Annotated in this window: 15 protein-coding genes; 8 read left to right on the top strand and 7 right to left on the bottom strand. The window is 65.5% G+C overall.

Annotated elements, in window-relative coordinates; translation table 11 throughout:
• The 3 genes from AzCIB_RS13050 to AzCIB_RS13040 form a co-directional block, all read right to left on the bottom strand.
• On the bottom strand, positions 1–246 hold the full coding sequence (locus AzCIB_RS13050) for a biotin/lipoyl-containing protein (RefSeq protein WP_232299220.1): 246 nt from the start codon (positions 244–246) through the stop codon (positions 1–3).
• Positions 247–275: 29 nt separating this feature from the next.
• Positions 276–698 (bottom strand): hypothetical protein, encoded by a 423-nt coding sequence (locus AzCIB_RS13045; RefSeq protein WP_157058497.1) that lies wholly within the window; start codon positions 696–698, stop codon positions 276–278.
• Positions 699–831: 133 nt separating this feature from the next.
• Complete coding sequence (locus tag AzCIB_RS13040) at positions 832–1,608, bottom strand: ferredoxin--NADP reductase (protein ID WP_050416288.1); 777 nt, start codon at positions 1,606–1,608, stop codon at positions 832–834.
• A 101-nt stretch (positions 1,609–1,709) separates the two neighbouring features.
• Between AzCIB_RS13040 and AzCIB_RS13035 the strand changes: the two genes are divergently transcribed.
• Complete coding sequence (locus AzCIB_RS13035; protein WP_050416287.1) at positions 1,710–2,636, top strand: LysR family transcriptional regulator; 927 nt, start codon at positions 1,710–1,712, stop codon at positions 2,634–2,636.
• A gap of 86 nt (positions 2,637–2,722) precedes the next feature.
• Here the strand turns inward: AzCIB_RS13035 and AzCIB_RS13030 are convergent, their stop codons facing one another.
• Positions 2,723–5,380, bottom strand: a complete 2,658-nt coding sequence (locus AzCIB_RS13030) for a glycosyltransferase family 2 protein (RefSeq protein ID WP_050418364.1) — start codon at positions 5,378–5,380, stop codon at positions 2,723–2,725.
• A gap of 260 nt (positions 5,381–5,640) precedes the next feature.
• On the opposite strand from AzCIB_RS13030, the gene AzCIB_RS23850 reads away from it, so the two are divergent.
• Entirely contained in the window at positions 5,641–6,072 is a 432-nt protein-coding gene (locus AzCIB_RS23850; RefSeq protein WP_232299219.1) for a hypothetical protein, read from the top strand.
• On the opposite strand, the gene AzCIB_RS13025 is transcribed toward AzCIB_RS23850, so the two are convergent.
• The 3 genes from AzCIB_RS13025 to gcvH all read right to left on the bottom strand — a co-directional run bounded on the left by AzCIB_RS13025 (position 5,974) and on the right by gcvH (position 11,035).
• Positions 5,974–7,590 (bottom strand): glycoside hydrolase family 17 protein, encoded by a 1,617-nt coding sequence (locus AzCIB_RS13025; protein ID WP_083447018.1) that lies wholly within the window; start codon positions 7,588–7,590, stop codon positions 5,974–5,976. The two genes, AzCIB_RS23850 and AzCIB_RS13025, sit on opposite strands and share 99 nt — an antisense overlap.
• A gap of 87 nt (positions 7,591–7,677) precedes the next feature.
• Entirely contained in the window at positions 7,678–10,584 is a 2,907-nt protein-coding gene (gene gcvP, locus AzCIB_RS13020) for an aminomethyl-transferring glycine dehydrogenase (protein WP_050416286.1), read from the bottom strand.
• A 67-nt stretch (positions 10,585–10,651) separates the two neighbouring features.
• Positions 10,652–11,035, bottom strand: coding sequence for a glycine cleavage system protein GcvH (gene gcvH / locus AzCIB_RS13015; RefSeq protein WP_050416285.1), 384 nt, complete (start codon positions 11,033–11,035; stop codon positions 10,652–10,654).
• Between the two features lie 511 nt (positions 11,036–11,546).
• Here gcvH and AzCIB_RS13010 point away from each other — a divergent pair.
• The 6 genes from AzCIB_RS13010 to scpB all read left to right on the top strand — a co-directional run bounded on the left by AzCIB_RS13010 (position 11,547) and on the right by scpB (position 16,442).
• The gene (locus AzCIB_RS13010; protein ID WP_050416284.1) at positions 11,547–12,413 is read left to right on the top strand and encodes a 3',5'-nucleoside bisphosphate phosphatase; all 867 of its coding nucleotides are present in this window, start codon (positions 11,547–11,549) and stop codon (positions 12,411–12,413) included.
• Between the two features lie 13 nt (positions 12,414–12,426).
• Positions 12,427–13,059 carry an L-threonylcarbamoyladenylate synthase gene (locus AzCIB_RS13005; RefSeq protein WP_050416283.1) on the top strand — a complete coding sequence of 211 codons (633 nt, stop codon included), beginning with the start codon at positions 12,427–12,429 and terminating at the stop codon, positions 13,057–13,059.
• A 79-nt stretch (positions 13,060–13,138) separates the two neighbouring features.
• Positions 13,139–13,798: a site-2 protease family protein gene (locus AzCIB_RS13000; protein WP_050416282.1), complete on the top strand. Its 660-nt coding sequence runs from the start codon at positions 13,139–13,141 to the stop codon at positions 13,796–13,798.
• Between the two features lie 3 nt (positions 13,799–13,801).
• Positions 13,802–15,004 (top strand): tryptophan--tRNA ligase, encoded by a 1,203-nt coding sequence (locus tag AzCIB_RS12995; protein ID WP_050416281.1) that lies wholly within the window; start codon positions 13,802–13,804, stop codon positions 15,002–15,004.
• A 33-nt stretch (positions 15,005–15,037) separates the two neighbouring features.
• Entirely contained in the window at positions 15,038–15,868 is an 831-nt protein-coding gene (locus AzCIB_RS12990) for a segregation and condensation protein A (protein ID WP_050416280.1), read from the top strand.
• Positions 15,849–16,442: an SMC-Scp complex subunit ScpB gene (gene scpB, locus AzCIB_RS12985; RefSeq protein ID WP_050416279.1), complete on the top strand. Its 594-nt coding sequence runs from the start codon at positions 15,849–15,851 to the stop codon at positions 16,440–16,442. The genes AzCIB_RS12990 and scpB overlap by 20 nt, the downstream gene beginning before the upstream one ends.
• Positions 16,443–16,472 lie beyond the last annotated feature (30 nt).

Below are 16,472 nucleotides of genomic sequence, written 5' to 3'. Positions count from 1 at the left end.
CTAACCGACGGCGACCAGCGCGATCAGGTCGCCCTCGTCGATCAGGTCGCCTTCATCGACCTTGACCTCGACAATGGTGCCGGCTCGGGGCGACGGGATGTCCATCGCGGTCTTGCCGGTTTCGAGGACGATCAGCGGTTCGTCGTAGCCGATGGATTCGCCGGCCCGCACCAGCACGCTTTGCACGAAGACATCCTCGGTGCGGCAGTTTCCGCAGCTGTCCCAGCATTCGGGGAACTTCGGCATGCGGATTTCGACGACCTGAGCCGCCACGGTCATCGTTTGCCGGAGGTGGTCGAAACGGCGTCGACGAACATCACCGACTGGAAGGTGCGCTTGAGCAGCTTGCTGTAGAACTGCTCCATGGTCACGCCCTCGTCGAACTGGACCATGTCGCCGCGCATGATTTTCATCCGCGCGGTCGCGATCCAGTAGCTCTTTCCGGCCTCATCGACCTCGATGTAGGTGTACTCGTTGGCGTCGATCGAATCGAGTGCAACACCGGTGCGGCGCAAGGCCGCGGACTGTTCCGCGCCGGGCCGGATCAGCTGCAGCGCGGCGCCCGGCGATGGGTGCCCCGGGGGCGGTGCAGGATGGGCGACTCCGGGCGCCATTGCCAATAGCGCCGTCAACAGGGGGAGGGACAAACGTGCGGCGGCGTGCACAGGGGACACGACCGTCCGGCGAGGGAGTTCCATGCTTCGATCCGGCTTGCTGCGAGTACGTGGAAGTGTACTCCTGCATGGCACGCTTGTGCATGCTGTCCTTGTAGCCTCTCGTAACCGCCAGTCATCCGGCGCCCTGCGCCGGACGCCCGCTCCCTGCTCGACCTCACTTCTCGACGAATGCGCGTTCGATCACGTAGTCGCCCGGCTCGCCGATGTGCTTCGAAATGTGGAAGCCGCGCGAATCGAGCAAGGTGCAGCAATCCTTGAGCATCGCGGGGCTGCCACAGATCATGGCGCGGTCGACGGCGGGATCCAGCTCGGGCAGTCCGATGTCGCGGAACAGCTTGCCGCTGTTGATGAGGTCGGTGAGGCGCCCCTGGTTCTCGAAGGGTTCGCGCGTGACCGTCGGGTAGTAAATGAGTTTGTCGCGCACGAATTCCCCAAAGAATTCGTGTTGCGGCAATTCCTCGGTGATGAAATCCCGATATGCCAGCTCAGACACGGTGCGCACCCCATGGATGAGAACGACGCGCTCGAAGCGCTCGTAGGTTTCGGGATCCTGGATCACGCTCATGAAGGGAGCCAGCCCGGTGCCGGTCGAGAGCAAGTAGAGGTGCTTGCCCGGCTTGAGGTCGTGCAAAACCAGGGTGCCGGTGGGCTTCTTGCTGACGACGATCGGATCGCCTTCCCTCAGGTGCTGGAGACGTGAGGTCAGCGGACCGTTGGGCACCTTGATGCTGAAAAATTCGAGGTGCTCCTCGTGGTTCGGGCTCGCGATGCTGTATGCACGGGTCAGCGGACGGCCTTCGACTTCGAGCCCGATCATCACGAACTGGCCGTTCGTGAACCGCAGCGCGCGGTCGCGGGTGGTACGAAAGCTGAAGAGGGAATCGTTCCAGTGGTGCACGCTCAGGACGCGCTCGGTCGCCAGGTTGCTCATCTCGGGTCTTGCTCCGCTCCGGTTTCAGATGGTGCGATTCTAGTTACTCCTTTTAATCTGATGAGTGGATAATTCAAATAATGAATATCTGAGAAATCGATATGAGGCACACCCTCAGGCAGCTGGAAATCTTCGTTGCAACGGCACGCGCGGGCACGGTGTCGAAGGCCGCCGAGCAACTCTCGATGTCGCAGTCCGCCGCGAGCAGCAGTCTCGGCGAATTCGAACGCCAGTTCGATGTGCGCCTTTTCGATCGTGTCGGCAAGTCGCTGCGCCTGAACGAGCTCGGTCAGCGCCTGCTGCCGCGCGCGGTCGAGCTGATCGCGCGCGCAGAGGATATCGAGGACCTGCTGCAGGGCGGCATGGGCTTCGGCAGCCTGAAGATCGGCGCGACGCTCACGATCGGCAACTATCTCGGCACGCTCATCGTGGCCACCTTCCTGCAGCGCCATCCCGAGAGCCGCATCCACCTGAGCGTGCACAACACGGCAACCATCGTCCAGCAGATCGCGGGCTTCGAGCTCGACATGGGCATGATCGAGGGCAGTTGCCATCATCCCGACCTCGAAGCCGTGCCCTGGCTGGAAGATGAGTTGGTGGTGTTCTGCTCACCCTCGCACTCTCTGGCGAGCGGGCGCCGGGCGAGCCTCGACGAACTCACCCGGCAGCCGTGGATCCTGCGCGAAATCGGTTCCGGCACGCGCGAGACCTTCGATCAGGCCACGCGCCACATCGCGGCGCGCATCGACGTGCGCCTGGAGCTGGAGCATACGGAGGCGATCAAGCGGGCGGTGGAGTCCGGGCTGGGGATCGGCTGCATTTCGCGCCTCGCGCTGCGGGAGGCGTTCCGGCGCGGCAGTCTGGTGCCCGTCGATACGCCCGAACTGGACCTGCAGCGCTCCTTCCATTTTCTCTGGCACCGTCAGAAGTTCACGACGCCGGGCATGCGCGCCTTCATTGCCCTGTGTCGCGAGATGACTGCCGGCGCACGCACCAGCGACGAGATTCCGCTCGCCTACATCCCCTGATCTTCCGGGGCCGATCGGCCCCAAGGTCGTCCGCGGACGTGAAAAGGGCGCCTCGCGGCGCCCTGTGCGACTCGGTATCGACCGGCTCAGCCGGCCTGTCCGGCCGTGCCGCCGTGACCGGTCGCCAACGGTGTCCCCGGCTCCGCCTCGGGCATGTAGGAGGCGACCTGGCAGGCGATGGAGGCGAGGTAGGGCACGCATTGCAGCCCGAGGATGCCGACCCACAGCTGCACCTCAAGGTCGTCGTAACCGCGCTGCAGCACCAGCACGACGGCGCCCAGCACCAGCGCGAGCAGCAGGCCGATTTCCTCGCGCAGCGGCGAGAAGAAGGCGAGGGTGCCCTTGTCCTTCCACCCCTTGGGCGTGCGCACGAATTCGCCGTGCCGCTTGATGAGACCCGCGAACACACCGCGCGCGATCGCATGGGCGAGGCCGACCGACAGCACCGAGGCGCCGAGGATGTCCTTCCATGGCGCATCCATCGTGCGCCGGTACAGGATCGGGCCCAGACCGGCCTTGAACGCCATGAAGGCGAGGATGGGCAGCGCCAGCGAGGTCACGGGCAGGCCGAAGGCCTTGGGGTAGAACAGGATGCCGACTGTCCATGCCAGACTGGCGAACGCGAACACGAGCTGCAGCGCGTCGCCGAGCCACGCGAACCAGCCGGTGAGGAAGTGGTAGCGCTGGGCGAGGTTGAGTCGGCTTGGGCCGATCATCGCGGGCAGGTGGTGCTTGAGGATCTGCATCGCGCCGAAGGCCCAGCGGAAGCGCTGGCTCTTGATCGCCGGGAAGTCCGCCGGCGTCAGGCCGCGGCCGAGAATGTGGTCGACGTAGCGAGTGTCGTAACCCTTTTCGATCAGACGCAGACCCAGTTCGGTGTCCTCGCAGATGCACCATTCCGACCAACCGCCGACGTCGTCGAGCGCGAGCCGGCGCACGAGCGTCATCGTGCCGTGCTGGATCAGCGCATTGCGCTCGTTGCGGTGGTGCATGCCGATGCGGAAGAAACCGTCGAATTCCCAGTTGCACATGCGTCGGAAGGGATGGGTCTCCCAGTCGCGGTGCGCTTGCGGCGCCTGGACGACGGCGACGTCCGGGACGTCGAAGTGCGGGATCAGGCACGACAGCCAGTCGGGCGACACGACGTAGTCCGCATCGACGACGCCGACGACTTCGGCGCGCGGGTCGGTCTGGCGCAGGCCGAAGTTCAGCGCACCGGCCTTGAAACCGGGCCAGTTATCCAGATGGTAGAAGCGGAAGCGCGGCCCCAGTTCCGAACAGCGCTTCTCCAGCGGCTTCCACAGCGCCTCGTCCTTGGTGTTGTTGTCGAGGACGAGGACCTCGAAGTTCTGGTACTTCATCGCCGCGAGGCTGTCGATGGTCGCGATGACCATCTCCGGCGGTTCGTTGCAGCAGGCGAGGTGGATCGAGACGAAGGGTTCCCTGTCCGCATCGTGCGGAGGTAGGGGCAGGAAGCGGCGGTTCCACTTGCGCTTGAACAGCACCTCGCCGAACTCGAAACCGTGGGACAGTAGCACCGCGATCGTCAGCATCGTTGCGCCGATCAGCATCGCAAGGCCAATGAGGTCGCGCTGGGTGAGGTAGTAGTCGGCCGGCACGTTGATGCCGATGACGAGCGTCGTCGCACAGGCCTGCACCAGTGCGGCCAGCCATAGGCGTCCCAGCACGCTCCAGTCGCGCAGCAAGAACGCGATCAGGAACATCGGCAGGAAAGCGATCAAGCCCGCGGTGCGCGCCTTCTCGTGCCAGCGCACATCCTTCACGACGAGGCCGTCGAGCGCAAATTTCGCGTGACGGTCGGCATTGAACATGCCCCAATACGCGCCGGCCCAGCCTTCGATCTCGATCTTCCATGGCTGGTCGATCGCTTCCATGATGTAGTAGTCGAGCGTGGCCGAACGCGGATGCGCAAGGAACTCGCGGATGAAGCGCGCCTGGTTTTCGGCCGAGGCGATCCCCTTGGTGTCGCCACCACCGAGGCTGTCCATGACCGGCCCGCGGCTGGGCCAGCCGATTTCGCCGATGACGATCTTCTTCTTGGGGAAGCGCTTTACGAGCTCGTCATAGCGCATGAGGGCGTAATCGACGGCATTCTCGACCGGCACTCCCTCGTGGTAGGGCAGGAGATGCACGGTGAGGAAATCGACGCTGTCGGCAAGCTCGGGATTCTTCAGCCAGACGTGCCAGGGCTCGGCCGTCGACACCGGCTTCTTGGCTCGCCGCAGCGCCTTGCGCGCCTTGTCGAGGTGAACGGCGAGTTCCTTGACGGTGAGGTCGCCGCGCAACAGGACTTCGTTGCCGATGATGACCCTGTTGACGTGCGTATACTTGCGCGCCGATTCGATGACCGCGTCGACTTCCTTCGCGTTGTTTTCCTCGTCGGGGCCGATCCACGCGCCGGCCATCACGGTCAGTTTGCGATTGAGCGCGAGCGGAACCATGGAGGGATTTTCCAGGCTGCCGTAGGTGCGGATGTGTTCGGCGGACTGGGAGAGCAGATCGAGGTCGGCCCCGATCTCGGCTTCGCTCGGATAGGTGCCTTGCAGCGGATTCTGGTCGCGCTGGAAGGGACTGTAGGCGTATCCGTGGATGCTGTTGGCGGCGCCGACGAATGCGGTGCCGCGGTTCCAGCGTTCTGCGATCAGGTACTGCGCGCCGGCGACGATTCCGGCAAGTATCAGAGCTACGACAATTCGGTAAATCAGCGAAGCCGCATTTTTCATCAGGATCAATGTCCCTCGAGGACTGCATCAAACACCGCGGCACCGGCGCCCGGCGGGCCAGGCACCGGGCCTTGCGGTGCAATAGAATACTTCAGGCTATGCCAGAATTCGCACATACGGGCCCGTACAGCTGTTGGCCGCGGAGTTTATGCGGTTTTTCTTCCGCTTAGCAAAGAGAATGTGGGTTAATTTGCAACACATTACCGCCCCGTTTCGGGGGTATTGATTAATAAGGAATAACGGCGTTGTCAGGAAACGAAATGCGGTGGTTCGGTGCCGTCGGGCGACTGGTTTGGGTGAGTTCGATCGTGCTGGCTGCGGTCCTGCTGTTGCGCTACGCAGTCCTCGAGGCGGGCGTGTTCCCGGCCGACTGCAAGCCGCAACTCGCCGACGGCCCGGAGGGGCTGTGTCTCGCCAAATGGGCGCTCGTTCAGATGTTCATGCAGCAGCGGCTCGGGTGGACGAGCCTGATGCTGGGCGTGCTCGCCTTCGTGTCGCGCCGGCGGTCCGTCGCTTGGGGCGGATGGCTCACCGGGATCGCGGGGCTCGTGCTCTACAGTTTCGATTACGCTGCCGTCGGTGCCTTGTTGTCGCTACTGGTCCTTGCGCACGATGGTGCGCAGGCACGGCGCGGCGAGGATCAGGCCGGTCGCGAGCCACGCGATGGCCTGCGGGTTGAGGGGCTCCGGTAACCAGCGGCCGACGACGCACGCGGCGATCACGAGGCTGCACACCTTTTCCTCGACGCCGAAACGGGTCGCCGTCCACCATCCGGTGACGCCGAATACGAGGGCAGGGACGAGGTACAGGAACACCGGGAAGTCGCGGTAGCGCGGGTCGGCGAAAAGCAGCAGGGCCGCGACCGCGGCGGCGAACAGCAGGAATCCTCGCAACAGTCCGAGCCACTGTCCGGCCGCGTGGCCGGTCACGCAGCCCGCGCGAACGGCGGCCCAGGCCTCGCTCGCCGGGGCGATGGGCGCTGCGCCCGACCAGCGCGAAGCGGTCAGGGCCGTCATCAGGCTCAGGGCACCGATGCCACCGAGCAGCCACCATTCGAAAGGGTCGCGCCAGGCGAGCTGCGCATGTTCCCATCCGAGGACCGCGGCGAGCCCGGCGACGGCGCCGGTTGCGCCCAGTGCGGCGCGGCGCAGTGCGCTCCCTTTCGTGCCGAGCGTCAATAGCAGACACAGGGCAGCACCCAGCGCAGCGCCGGCCAGCGGGGCGCCGACTCCCGAACGTTCGGTGACGGGGCCGGCGAGGGGGAACTTGGGGGTCAGGTCGGTGCCGAGCATGCCCCAGTAGCCGCCGACCGTGCCTTCGAGTCGTCGCTTCCACGGCTGGTCGATGGCTTCGATGAGGTTGTAGTTCCAGCCCTTCTCGTGCGCGACATGCACGAACTCGCGGATGTAGCGCGCCTGATTGACCTGGGAGGGCTCCGAGCCCTGGCGCTGCCGTCCGGCGCTGGGCCAGCCGGTTTCGCCGATCATCAGCGGCTTGTCGAAGTGTCCGCGGACCTCGTCGAACACCTCGGCGACGTGGGCGACGGCGCGGTCGATCGCGACCGGGTGGTCTTCCCAGAATGGGAGAATGTGAACCGTGACCCAATCGACCGACTCTGCGAGCTTCGGATGCTGGAGCCAGAATTCCCAGACGTCCGCATACGTCACCGGCACCTTCGCGCGGGCGCGCGCATACTCGATCAGTTCGCGCATCTCGGACTCGGTCCGCTCGCGGCGCAGCAGCACCTCGTTGCCGACGATCAGTACGCGGACGACATCGGCGTAATCGTTGGCGATCGCGATCGCGTGGTCGAGCTGCTTCAAGTTGCGCTGGGGATCGGCATTGACCCAGGCGCCGAGCAGCACCTTGAGGCCCACCTCGCGCGCCACCGCCGGCACCTGGTCGAGACCCTGGTCTACCGAATAGATGCGCACGCACTCGGTGATCTTCGCCAGCGCGACGAGGTCAGCTGCGATTTGCTCGCGCGAGATCATGAGCTTTTCGTCGAAGGGCGTCTGGCCCGGAAGCCGGTAAGGGGCGTAGGAGACGCACTTCAGCCGTTCGCCATCCGCGAGCTTGAGGTCATGCATCGGCACCGGCCGGGTCTGCTGCACGAGCACGATGCCCAGAACCAGCAGGACGACCAGGCTTGCGACGAGCAGGCCGAGCCAGTTGCGGTCATTCGGCGGCGACGGGATGTGCTTGGGCATGGAAATGCGTTCGGGGTCGGATCGTGATGGTCGAAAAAAAGCCACGCCGGTGTGGCGTGGCTTCCGTGGGCGAGAAGCGGCGCGATTTTAGCCTGCGTAGTCTTCCATCGGTACGCAGGCGCAGAACAAATTGCGGTCTCCGTACACGTCGTCGATGCGATTGACGCTGGGCCAGAATTTGTTCTCGGCGACCCAGGCCAGGGGGAAGACCGCCTGTTCGCGGGTGTAGCTGCGCGTCCAGTCGCCGAGGAAGTCGGCCTGGGTGTGCGGCGCGTTCTTGAGCGGGTTGTCCTCGGCGGCCCAGCGACCGGCCTCGATCTCGCGGATCTCGTTGCGGATGGAAATCATCGCGTCGACGAAACGGTCCAGCTCGCCCAGGTCTTCCGACTCGGTGGGCTCGACCATGATCGTGCCGGCCACCGGGAAGGACATCGTCGGTGCGTGGAAGCCGTAGTCCATCAGGCGCTTGGCGATATCCACCTCGCTGATTCCCGTCGCCGCCTTGATTGGGCGGACGTCCAGGATGCACTCGTGCGCGACGCGCCCCTGCGAGCCCGTGTACAGCACCGGGTAATGGTCGGCGAGCCGGCTGGCGACGTAGTTGGCGTTGAGGATCGCCGCCTGCGTGGCCTGCCGGAGACCTTCTCCGCCCATCATCGCGATGTACATCCACGAGATCGGGAGGATGCTCGCCGAGCCGAAGGGCGCAGCGCTGACCGCGCCCTGGCCCTTGTTCGGGCGGTCCTCGCCGCCGGTCGCGGCAACGACGTGATCGGCCATGAAGGGGGCAAGATGCGCTGCGAGGCCGATCGGCCCCATGCCCGGTCCGCCTCCGCCGTGCGGGATGCAGAAGGTCTTGTGCAGGTTCATGTGGCTGACGTCCGCGCCGATGTGCGCCGGCGAGGTCAGCCCGACCTGGGCGTTGAGGTTGGCGCCGTCCATGTAAACCTGGCCGCCGTGCTCATGCACGATGGCGCAGATCTCGCGGATCGCCTCCTCGAATACGCCGTGGGTCGAGGGGTAGGTGATCATCAGCGCGGCAAGTCGCTCGGCATGCTGCGCGGCTTTCGCCCGCAGGTCGGCGACCTCCACGTTGCCTTTGTCGTCGCACGCGACCACCACCACTTCCATGCCGCACATCTGCGCTGTCGCGGGGTTCGTGCCGTGCGCCGATTTCGGGATCAGGCACACGTTGCGATGTGCTTCGCCGCGGCTGGCGTGATAGCGGGCGATTGCCACGAGACCGGCATACTCGCCCTGGGCGCCCGAGTTCGGCTGCATGCAGATCGCGGGGAAGCCGGTGACCGCCTTGAGGTAGTCCGCCAGTCCCTCGATCATCTCGAGGCAGCCGGCCGCCTCCTCGCGCGGCGCGAACGGATGCATGTTTGCGAATTCCGGCCAGGTCACGGGGATCATCTCGCTCGTCGCATTGAGCTTCATCGTGCAGCTGCCGAGCGAGATCATCGAGTGGTCGAGGGCGAGATCGCGGTTCTGCAGCTTCTTCAGGTAGCGCAGCATCTGGTGTTCGGTGTGGTGCGTGTTGAACACCGGGTGCTTCAGGATCGCATCGTCGCGCAGCAGCGCCGGCGGGATGGCGCCCCCATTGGCGGCGACCACGGCGTCGAGCGCGGCGATGTCGGCGCTCGCGCCGAAGCACTGCAGCACTGCAGCGATGTCGGCAGCCGTCGTCGTTTCATCGACCGAGATGCCGAGCATGTTGTCCGAGACCTTGCGCAGGTTGAAGCCCGCGGCGTCGCACGCGGCGGCGATCTCGCCAGTCCGCGCGCTGGTTTCGACCTGCAGTGTGTCGAAGAAGGCCGTCGTCGGCACCGGGAATCCGGCCCGGCGCAGCCCTTCGGCGAGGATCGCGGCAAGGCGGTGGACGCGCGCCGCGATCGTGCGCAGTCCTTCCGGGCCGTGATACACCGCGTAGAACCCGGCCATGTTCGCGAGCAGTACCTGCGAGGTACAGATGTTCGAGTTCGCCTTCTCGCGGCGGATATGCTGCTCGCGGGTCTGCAGCGTCATGCGCAGTGCCGTCTTGCCGCGCGTGTCCTTCGATACGCCGATGATGCGGCCCGGCATCGCGCGCACATTGGCTTCGCGCGTGGCGAAGAAGGCGGCGTGCGGGCCGCCGAAGCCCATCGGTACGCCGAAACGCTGGGCCGAGCCGAGCGCGATGTCGGCGCCCATCGAAGCGGGGGACTTGAGCAGCACCAGCGCCATCAGGTCGGATGCGACGGCGGTCACCGCGCCCTTTGCCTTCAGTGCCGCGATCGTGTCGCCGAGGTCGGCGATTTCGCCGCGCTCGTTCGGATACTGCAGCAGCGCGCCGAATACTTCGTGCTCGGCCGCGCGGGCGGCCGGGCCGAACACCAGTTCGAAGCCGAAATACGTCGCGCGGGTGCGCACGACATCGATGGTTTGCGGGAAGCAGGCCTCGTCGACGAAGAAGGCATTCGCCTTCGATTTGCTCACCCGCCGCGCCATCGTCATCGCCTCGGCAGCCGCCGTGGCTTCATCGAGCAGCGACGCGTTCGCGAGTTCCAGTCCGGTGAGGTCGATCACCATCTGCTGGTAGTTCAGCAGCGCCTCCAGGCGGCCCTGGGAGATTTCGGCCTGATAGGGGGTGTAGGCGGTATACCAGCCGGGGTTCTCCATGACGTTGCGCAGGATCACCGCCGGCGTGTGGGTGCCGTAATAGCCCATGCCGATCAGCGATTTCTTCACGACGTTCTTCTGCGCGATCGCACGCAGTTCGGCCAGCGCCTCGTGCTCCGGCTTTGCCGCGCCCAGGGGCAGCGGCGCGGGCAGCCGAATCGCGGCAGGGACGGTCTGGTCGATCAGCGCGTCCAGTGTCGGCACGCCAATAGCCGCGAGCATCTTCGCGACCTCGGCGGGATTCGGCCCGATGTGGCGGGCGATGAAGGCGTCGCGCTGCTCGAGCCGGGACAGGGGTGCGCGCACGGAGGAGGAGGCAGGGGTGTTCGACATGAAGAAAACTCGACTGGTGTACCGGGCCGCGCTTCGTCGGCCCGGAAGGGAGGTGCGTGCGGCGGGATCAGGCGTTGGCGACGGCTTCGTAGCCGGCGGCGTCGAGCAGCTTGCCGATATCTGCTCCAGCATCGGGCCTGATTTTGAACAGCCAGGTCGCGTAGGCGTCGGCATTCACCGACTCGGGCGCATCGACGGCCGCCTGGTTGGATTCGACGACCTCGCCCGATACCGGAGCGTAGATGTCCGATGCCGCCTTGACCGACTCGATCACCGCGCACGTTTCACCCGCAGCAAGGCTGCGGCCCGCCTCGGGCAGCTCAAGGTAGACCACGTCACCCAGCGCTTCCTGGGCGTGATCGGTCACCCCCACGGTCAGCGTGCCGTCGGCTTCGACGCGGATCCACTCGTGCGACGCGGTGTACTTCAGATTTGCGGGAATGTTGCTCATGGCGGGCTCCAGTGATGGAAGGTTCGTATGCCGGGCTCTCGGTCCGGATGCAGTGTTGCGTCGGGAAAAATCGGAAGGTCGGCCTCAGGCAGGCGGACCGCCGGCACCGCTCGCCCATTGCCGCAGCGTGTTCCCCTTGCGGGGACCATCGGGCGGCGTGAGAAGGGTGACGGATCGGGCGGAGTGAACAGGCGTCTGCATGGGAACGGGGGACTCCTGCCGAAACGCGGAATCGGTTGTCGAGACTGCAAGCCAGTCGATGCGCCGGCCGCTGCAAGCGCTCCACATGCTCGCGTCGTTCGCCGGGCCGGCATTCGGTCTACTTGCATGCGCGATCTCCGGAGCATTGCCATCGGCGATTCCCTTGCCAGTAAGCTCCCCCGCGCGACGGGCGGACGATAGCACCAAGGGGAGGGACTGGCAACGGCCGGGGCGGCCCTGCGGTTTGCTATCATAAAAAAACATCAATCCCGGTTTCCCGCCGGGATAGCGCCGCAGGCTCCCCCCGACAATGCTCCTGAATGCCGATCTTCACTGCCACTCGACCGTTTCCGACGGCTGGCTGACGCCCGCCGAGGTGGTGCGGCGTGCGGCGGCCAATGGCGTCGAACTGCTTGCGCTCACCGATCACGACGAGGTCGGCGGGATCGACGAGGCGGAGGCGACCGCCCGCAAGTGCGGCATCGTCCTGGTGCCGGGGGTGGAGATTTCGGTGACTTTTCGCGACGAGACGATCCATGTCGTCGGTCTCGGGATAGACCACCGCAATGCGCTGCTGCTCGAGGGCCTGGTGCAGGTGCGCAGCGGGCGCGAGCAGCGCGCACAGGCGATGAGCGACGCGCTTGATGCCGTCGGACTGCATGGCGTGCTCGAAGGCGCGCGCCGGTTTGCGCGCAATCCGGCGATGGTCGGCCGCGCACATTTCGCGCGTCACATCGTTGCGACCGGACTGATTCCCGATGTCGCGACGGTGTTTCGCTACTACCTGGCCCGCGGCAAGCCCGGGTTCGTTCCCCATGTCTGGGCGCGGCTCGAGGATGCGGTCGGCTGGATCCGCGCGGCGGGGGGTATCGCGGTGATTGCTCACCCGGGGCGCTACCGTCTTTCCGCAAGCGACATGGAGGCGCTCTTCGACGACTTCGTCGCCTGCGGCGGCGGCGCGCTGGAGGTCGTTTCCGGCGCCCATGCGGCGTCCGATGTGCAGCGCTTCGCAAGCGTCGCGCGCCGCCGCGGGCTGCTAGCCTCGCGTGCCTCCGATTTCCACGGCAGCAGCGAGAGCCCCGTCGATCTCGGGCGCTGCGATCCACTGCCGCCCGACCTCGTTCCCGTGTGGTCGCGACTCCGCGCTGCTGCGCCGGCCGCCGACCTGCACTCCTGACCCGGAAGCATTCATGGCCCAGTTCTTTTCACTTCACCCCGAATTACCCCAGCCACGGCTGATCCGCCAGGCGGCCGAGATCATGCGCGCCGGCGGGCTCGTGGCATTTCCGACCGATTCGGCCTATGCGCTCGGCGGCATCACTGGCGACCCCGACCTGCTGCAGCGGATCCGGCGGCTGCGCGGCGTGGATGAACGTCACAACTTCACGCTGATGTGCCGCGACCTCTCGGAGATCGCGAAGTACGCGAAGGTCGATAACGCCCAGTATCGTCTGCTGAAGGCCGTCACGCCCGGCCCGTATACCTTCATCCTCGAGGGCTCCAAGGAATTGCCCCGGCGAGTGCTGCATCCGAAGCGCAAGACCATCGGCCTGCGCGTTCCCGAGCATCCCGTGGTGGCCGCGCTGTTGCAGGAGCTCGACGAACCCATCCTCACCTCGACGCTCCTGCTGCCGGACGACGACTTTCCCCTGACCGACCCGGAGGAAATCCGCGACCGCCTCGAGAAGCAGGTCGAACTGGTCATCGAGGCCGGCTATTGTGGTCCCGAGGCGACGACCGTGATCGACCTCACGTCGGGCGCCCCGGTGCTGATCCGCGCGGGCCGCGGGGACCTGGCGCCGTTCGGATTCGAAGTCGACTGAGCGCACGGGCGGACCGCGCGTGGGGGCGGAGGGGATTTGCCCGCTCTGCTAGAATGCAACGTTTTGCCCCCCTGACTTCATGGATTCGCTGATCTCCACCCTTGCCATCTGGGCTTTGCCGGTGCTGCTTGCCATCACGCTGCACGAGGCTGCGCACGGCTATGTGGCGCGGCATTTCGGCGATCCCACCGCGGAGCAGGAAGGGCGTATCACGCTCAACCCGTTCAAGCACATCGACCCGGTGGGAACCGTGCTCGTGCCGGGCGCCATTCTCGCGCTCAGTTCGCTGCTGGGCGGCGGCGGAATGCTGTTCGGCTGGGCCAAGCCCGTGCCCGTCAACTTCAACCGCCTGCGCCGGCCGAAGGCGGACATGCTGTGGGTTGCTGCGGCGGGTCCGTTCATGAATTTCCTCATGGCCCTCGGCTGGGCCCTGCTGCTGAAGTTCGGCATGTCCGATCCGCACGGCACCTACGCGGAGCCGATGCGCGAGATGGGCATGGCCGGCATCCAGATCAATTCGGTGCTGATGCTGCTCAATCTCCTGCCGATCCCGCCGCTCGACGGAGGTCGCATCGCCGTCAGCCTGCTGCCGCACCGGTTGGCATGGAAGTTCTCGCGCATCGAGCCCTACGGTTTTCCGATTCTTCTCGTGCTCCTTTTTACCGGCATCCTCGGTCACATCCTGTGGCCGCTGATCGCACTCTTCCAGACACTTCTCGCGATGCTTTTCGGGTTCTAAATCATGTACGCAGAACGCGTTCTCTCTGGCATGCGCCCGACCGGGCGGCTTCATCTCGGCCACTACCACGGTGTGCTCAAGAACTGGGTCAAGCTGCAGGAAGAATATCCCTGCCTGTTCTTCGTCGCCGACTGGCACGCGCTTACCACGGTTTATGACAGCCCCGAGGTCATCGCCGACAGCGTGTGGGACATGCTCGTCGACTGGCTCGCGGCCGGCGTCGATCCCGAGAAAGCGACGATCTTCATACAGTCCAAGCTGCCCCAGCACGCCGAACTGCACCTGCTGCTGTCGATGATTTCGCCGGTCGGCTGGCTCGAACGGGTTCCGACCTACAAGGACCAGCAGGAGAAGCTCGCTCACAAGGACCTCGCGACCTACGGCTTCCTCGGTTACCCGCTTCTAATGTCGGCGGACATCCTCCTGTACCGTGCCGACAAGGTCCCGGTCGGTGAGGACCAGGTGCCGCACATCGAGTTCACGCGCGAGATCGCCCGCCGCTTCAACCACCTCTTCGGGCGTGAGCCCGGCTTCGAGGATAAGGCGAGGGATGCCGTGAAGAGGCTGGGCGGCAAGACCGGCAAGCTGTTCGACGAGCTGCGCAAGCGCTACCAGCAGGAGGGCGACGCCGAGGCCCTCGCGCAGGCGCGGCTCATCCTGCGCGACGCCGGCAGCGTGGGACATGTCGATCTCGAGCGTCTGCACGGCTACCTCGAAGGCAGCGGCAAGATGATTTTGGTGGAGCCGGGCGCGCTCCTCACCGAGGCGGCCCGCATGCCCGGCCTGGACGGCCAGAAGATGTCGAAGAGTTACGGCAATACCATCTTCCTGCGCGAGGATCCTGCTACGGTCACGAAGAAGATCCGCACCATGCAGACCGACCCGGCGCGTGTCCGCCGCACCGATCCGGGCGATCCGGACAAATGCCCGGTGTGGCAGTTCCACGTCATCTATTCCGACGACGACACCCGCAGCTGGGTCCAGAAGGGCTGTCGCAGCGCCGGCATCGGCTGCATCGAGTGCAAGCAACCGGTCATCGACGGCGTTCTCAAGGAACAGGTCGTCATGCACGAGCGCGCCCAGCGCTATATCCAGGATCCCGCATCGATGCGGCGCATCGTGGCCGACGGCTGCGAACGGGCGAGCGTGCTGGCCGAAGAGACGATGCGCGACGTGCGCGAGGCGATGGGCCTCTCGTATCGCTGACGCGCCGGCAAAGGCTCGCAGGATGAATGCGGTATGAACCTGCCGCTCGCACTGGCCCCGGCCGAGACGCCTGTCCCGGTCGAGGTCTTCGCTCGCCTGTACGGTGAGCCGCTCCTCGAGCTGCCCAAGGATCTCTACATCCCGCCCGACGCACTCGAAGTCTTTCTCGACGCCTTCGAGGGGCCGCTCGACCTGCTGCTCTACCTGATCCGCAAGGCCAACCTCAACATCCTCGACATTCCGATGGCGCCGCTCACGGGGCAGTACCTCGGCTACGTCGAGGCGATGCGCCGGCACAATCTGGAGCTTGCGGCCGACTACCTGCTGATGGCCGCGACGCTGCTGGAGATCAAGTCGCGCATGCTGCTGCCGCGTCCGCCGCGCGAGCGCGAGGACGAGTCGCTCGATCCGCGCGCCGAACTCGTGCGCCGGCTGCTCGAATACGAGCAGATGAAGATGGCGGCAGCGCGGATCGACGCTTTGCCGCGGATCGAACGCGATCACGAGTGGGTTAGCATCTTCGTGGCCGAGAAGGTCGTCGAGCGCCTGCCTGACGTCAGCCTGCACGATCTGCAGTTCGCTTGGCTCAAGATCATGAAGAACGCCCGTCTCACGCAGCATCACCAGGTGAAGCGCGACGAATTGTCGGTGCGCGAGCACATGACGACGATCTTGCGTAAGCTGGCGGATGGCAGCTTCGTCGTCTTCGACTCCCTGTTCGACTCCGCGCGCGGTCCGGCCAGCGTGGTCGTGAGCTTTCTCGCTGTGCTCGAACTCGTGAAGGAAAAGCTCGTGCAGGTCGCCCAGAACGAGCCCTTCGCGCCGATCTACGTGAAACTCGCCGATGCAGCCAACGACGCCTGAAGACTTCAAGCGCGTGATCGAGACGGCGCTGCTGGCGGCATGCGCACCGTTGCAGGTCGCGGATGTCCGGCGCCTGTTCGATCCCGATCCCGGGGCGGATCTCGTCCGGCGCCTGCTCGACGAGCTGCGCGGCGACTGGACGGGGCGGGGCGTCGAGCTGGTGCAGATCGCCTCCGGGTGGCGTTTCCAGACGCGACCCGAGTATCAGGTCTTCCTTGATCGGCTCAAGGAAGAAAAGCCGCCAAAGTATTCGCGCGCCGTACTGGAAACGCTCGCGATCATCGCCTATCGTCAGCCCGTCACGCGCGGCGACATCGAGGATATCCGCGGCGTGGCCGTATCCCCGAACGTGCTGAAGACGCTCGAGTCGCGGGGATGGATAGATATCGTCGGTCATCGCGACACCCCGGGGCGTCCGGCCCTGTTCGCGACGACACGGCGGTTTCTCGACGACCTCGGCCTGCGAAGCCTTACCGAGTTGCCCGCGCTAACCGAAATTGAAAGGATCATGGACCTTGTCGACACCAAAGAAATCCAATCGGCCGCTCCGGCCGCCAACGAAGAAGAAGGCTGAGCCCGCCGGCGGGCCGCAGTCCGCCCGCGC

The sequence above is a fragment of the Azoarcus sp. CIB genome (assembly GCF_001190925.1).
GTDB lineage: Bacteria > Pseudomonadota > Gammaproteobacteria > Burkholderiales > Rhodocyclaceae > Aromatoleum.
The sequence above is the reverse complement of the archived record's forward strand: the minus strand, read 5'-3'. Positions and strand labels throughout refer to the sequence as shown.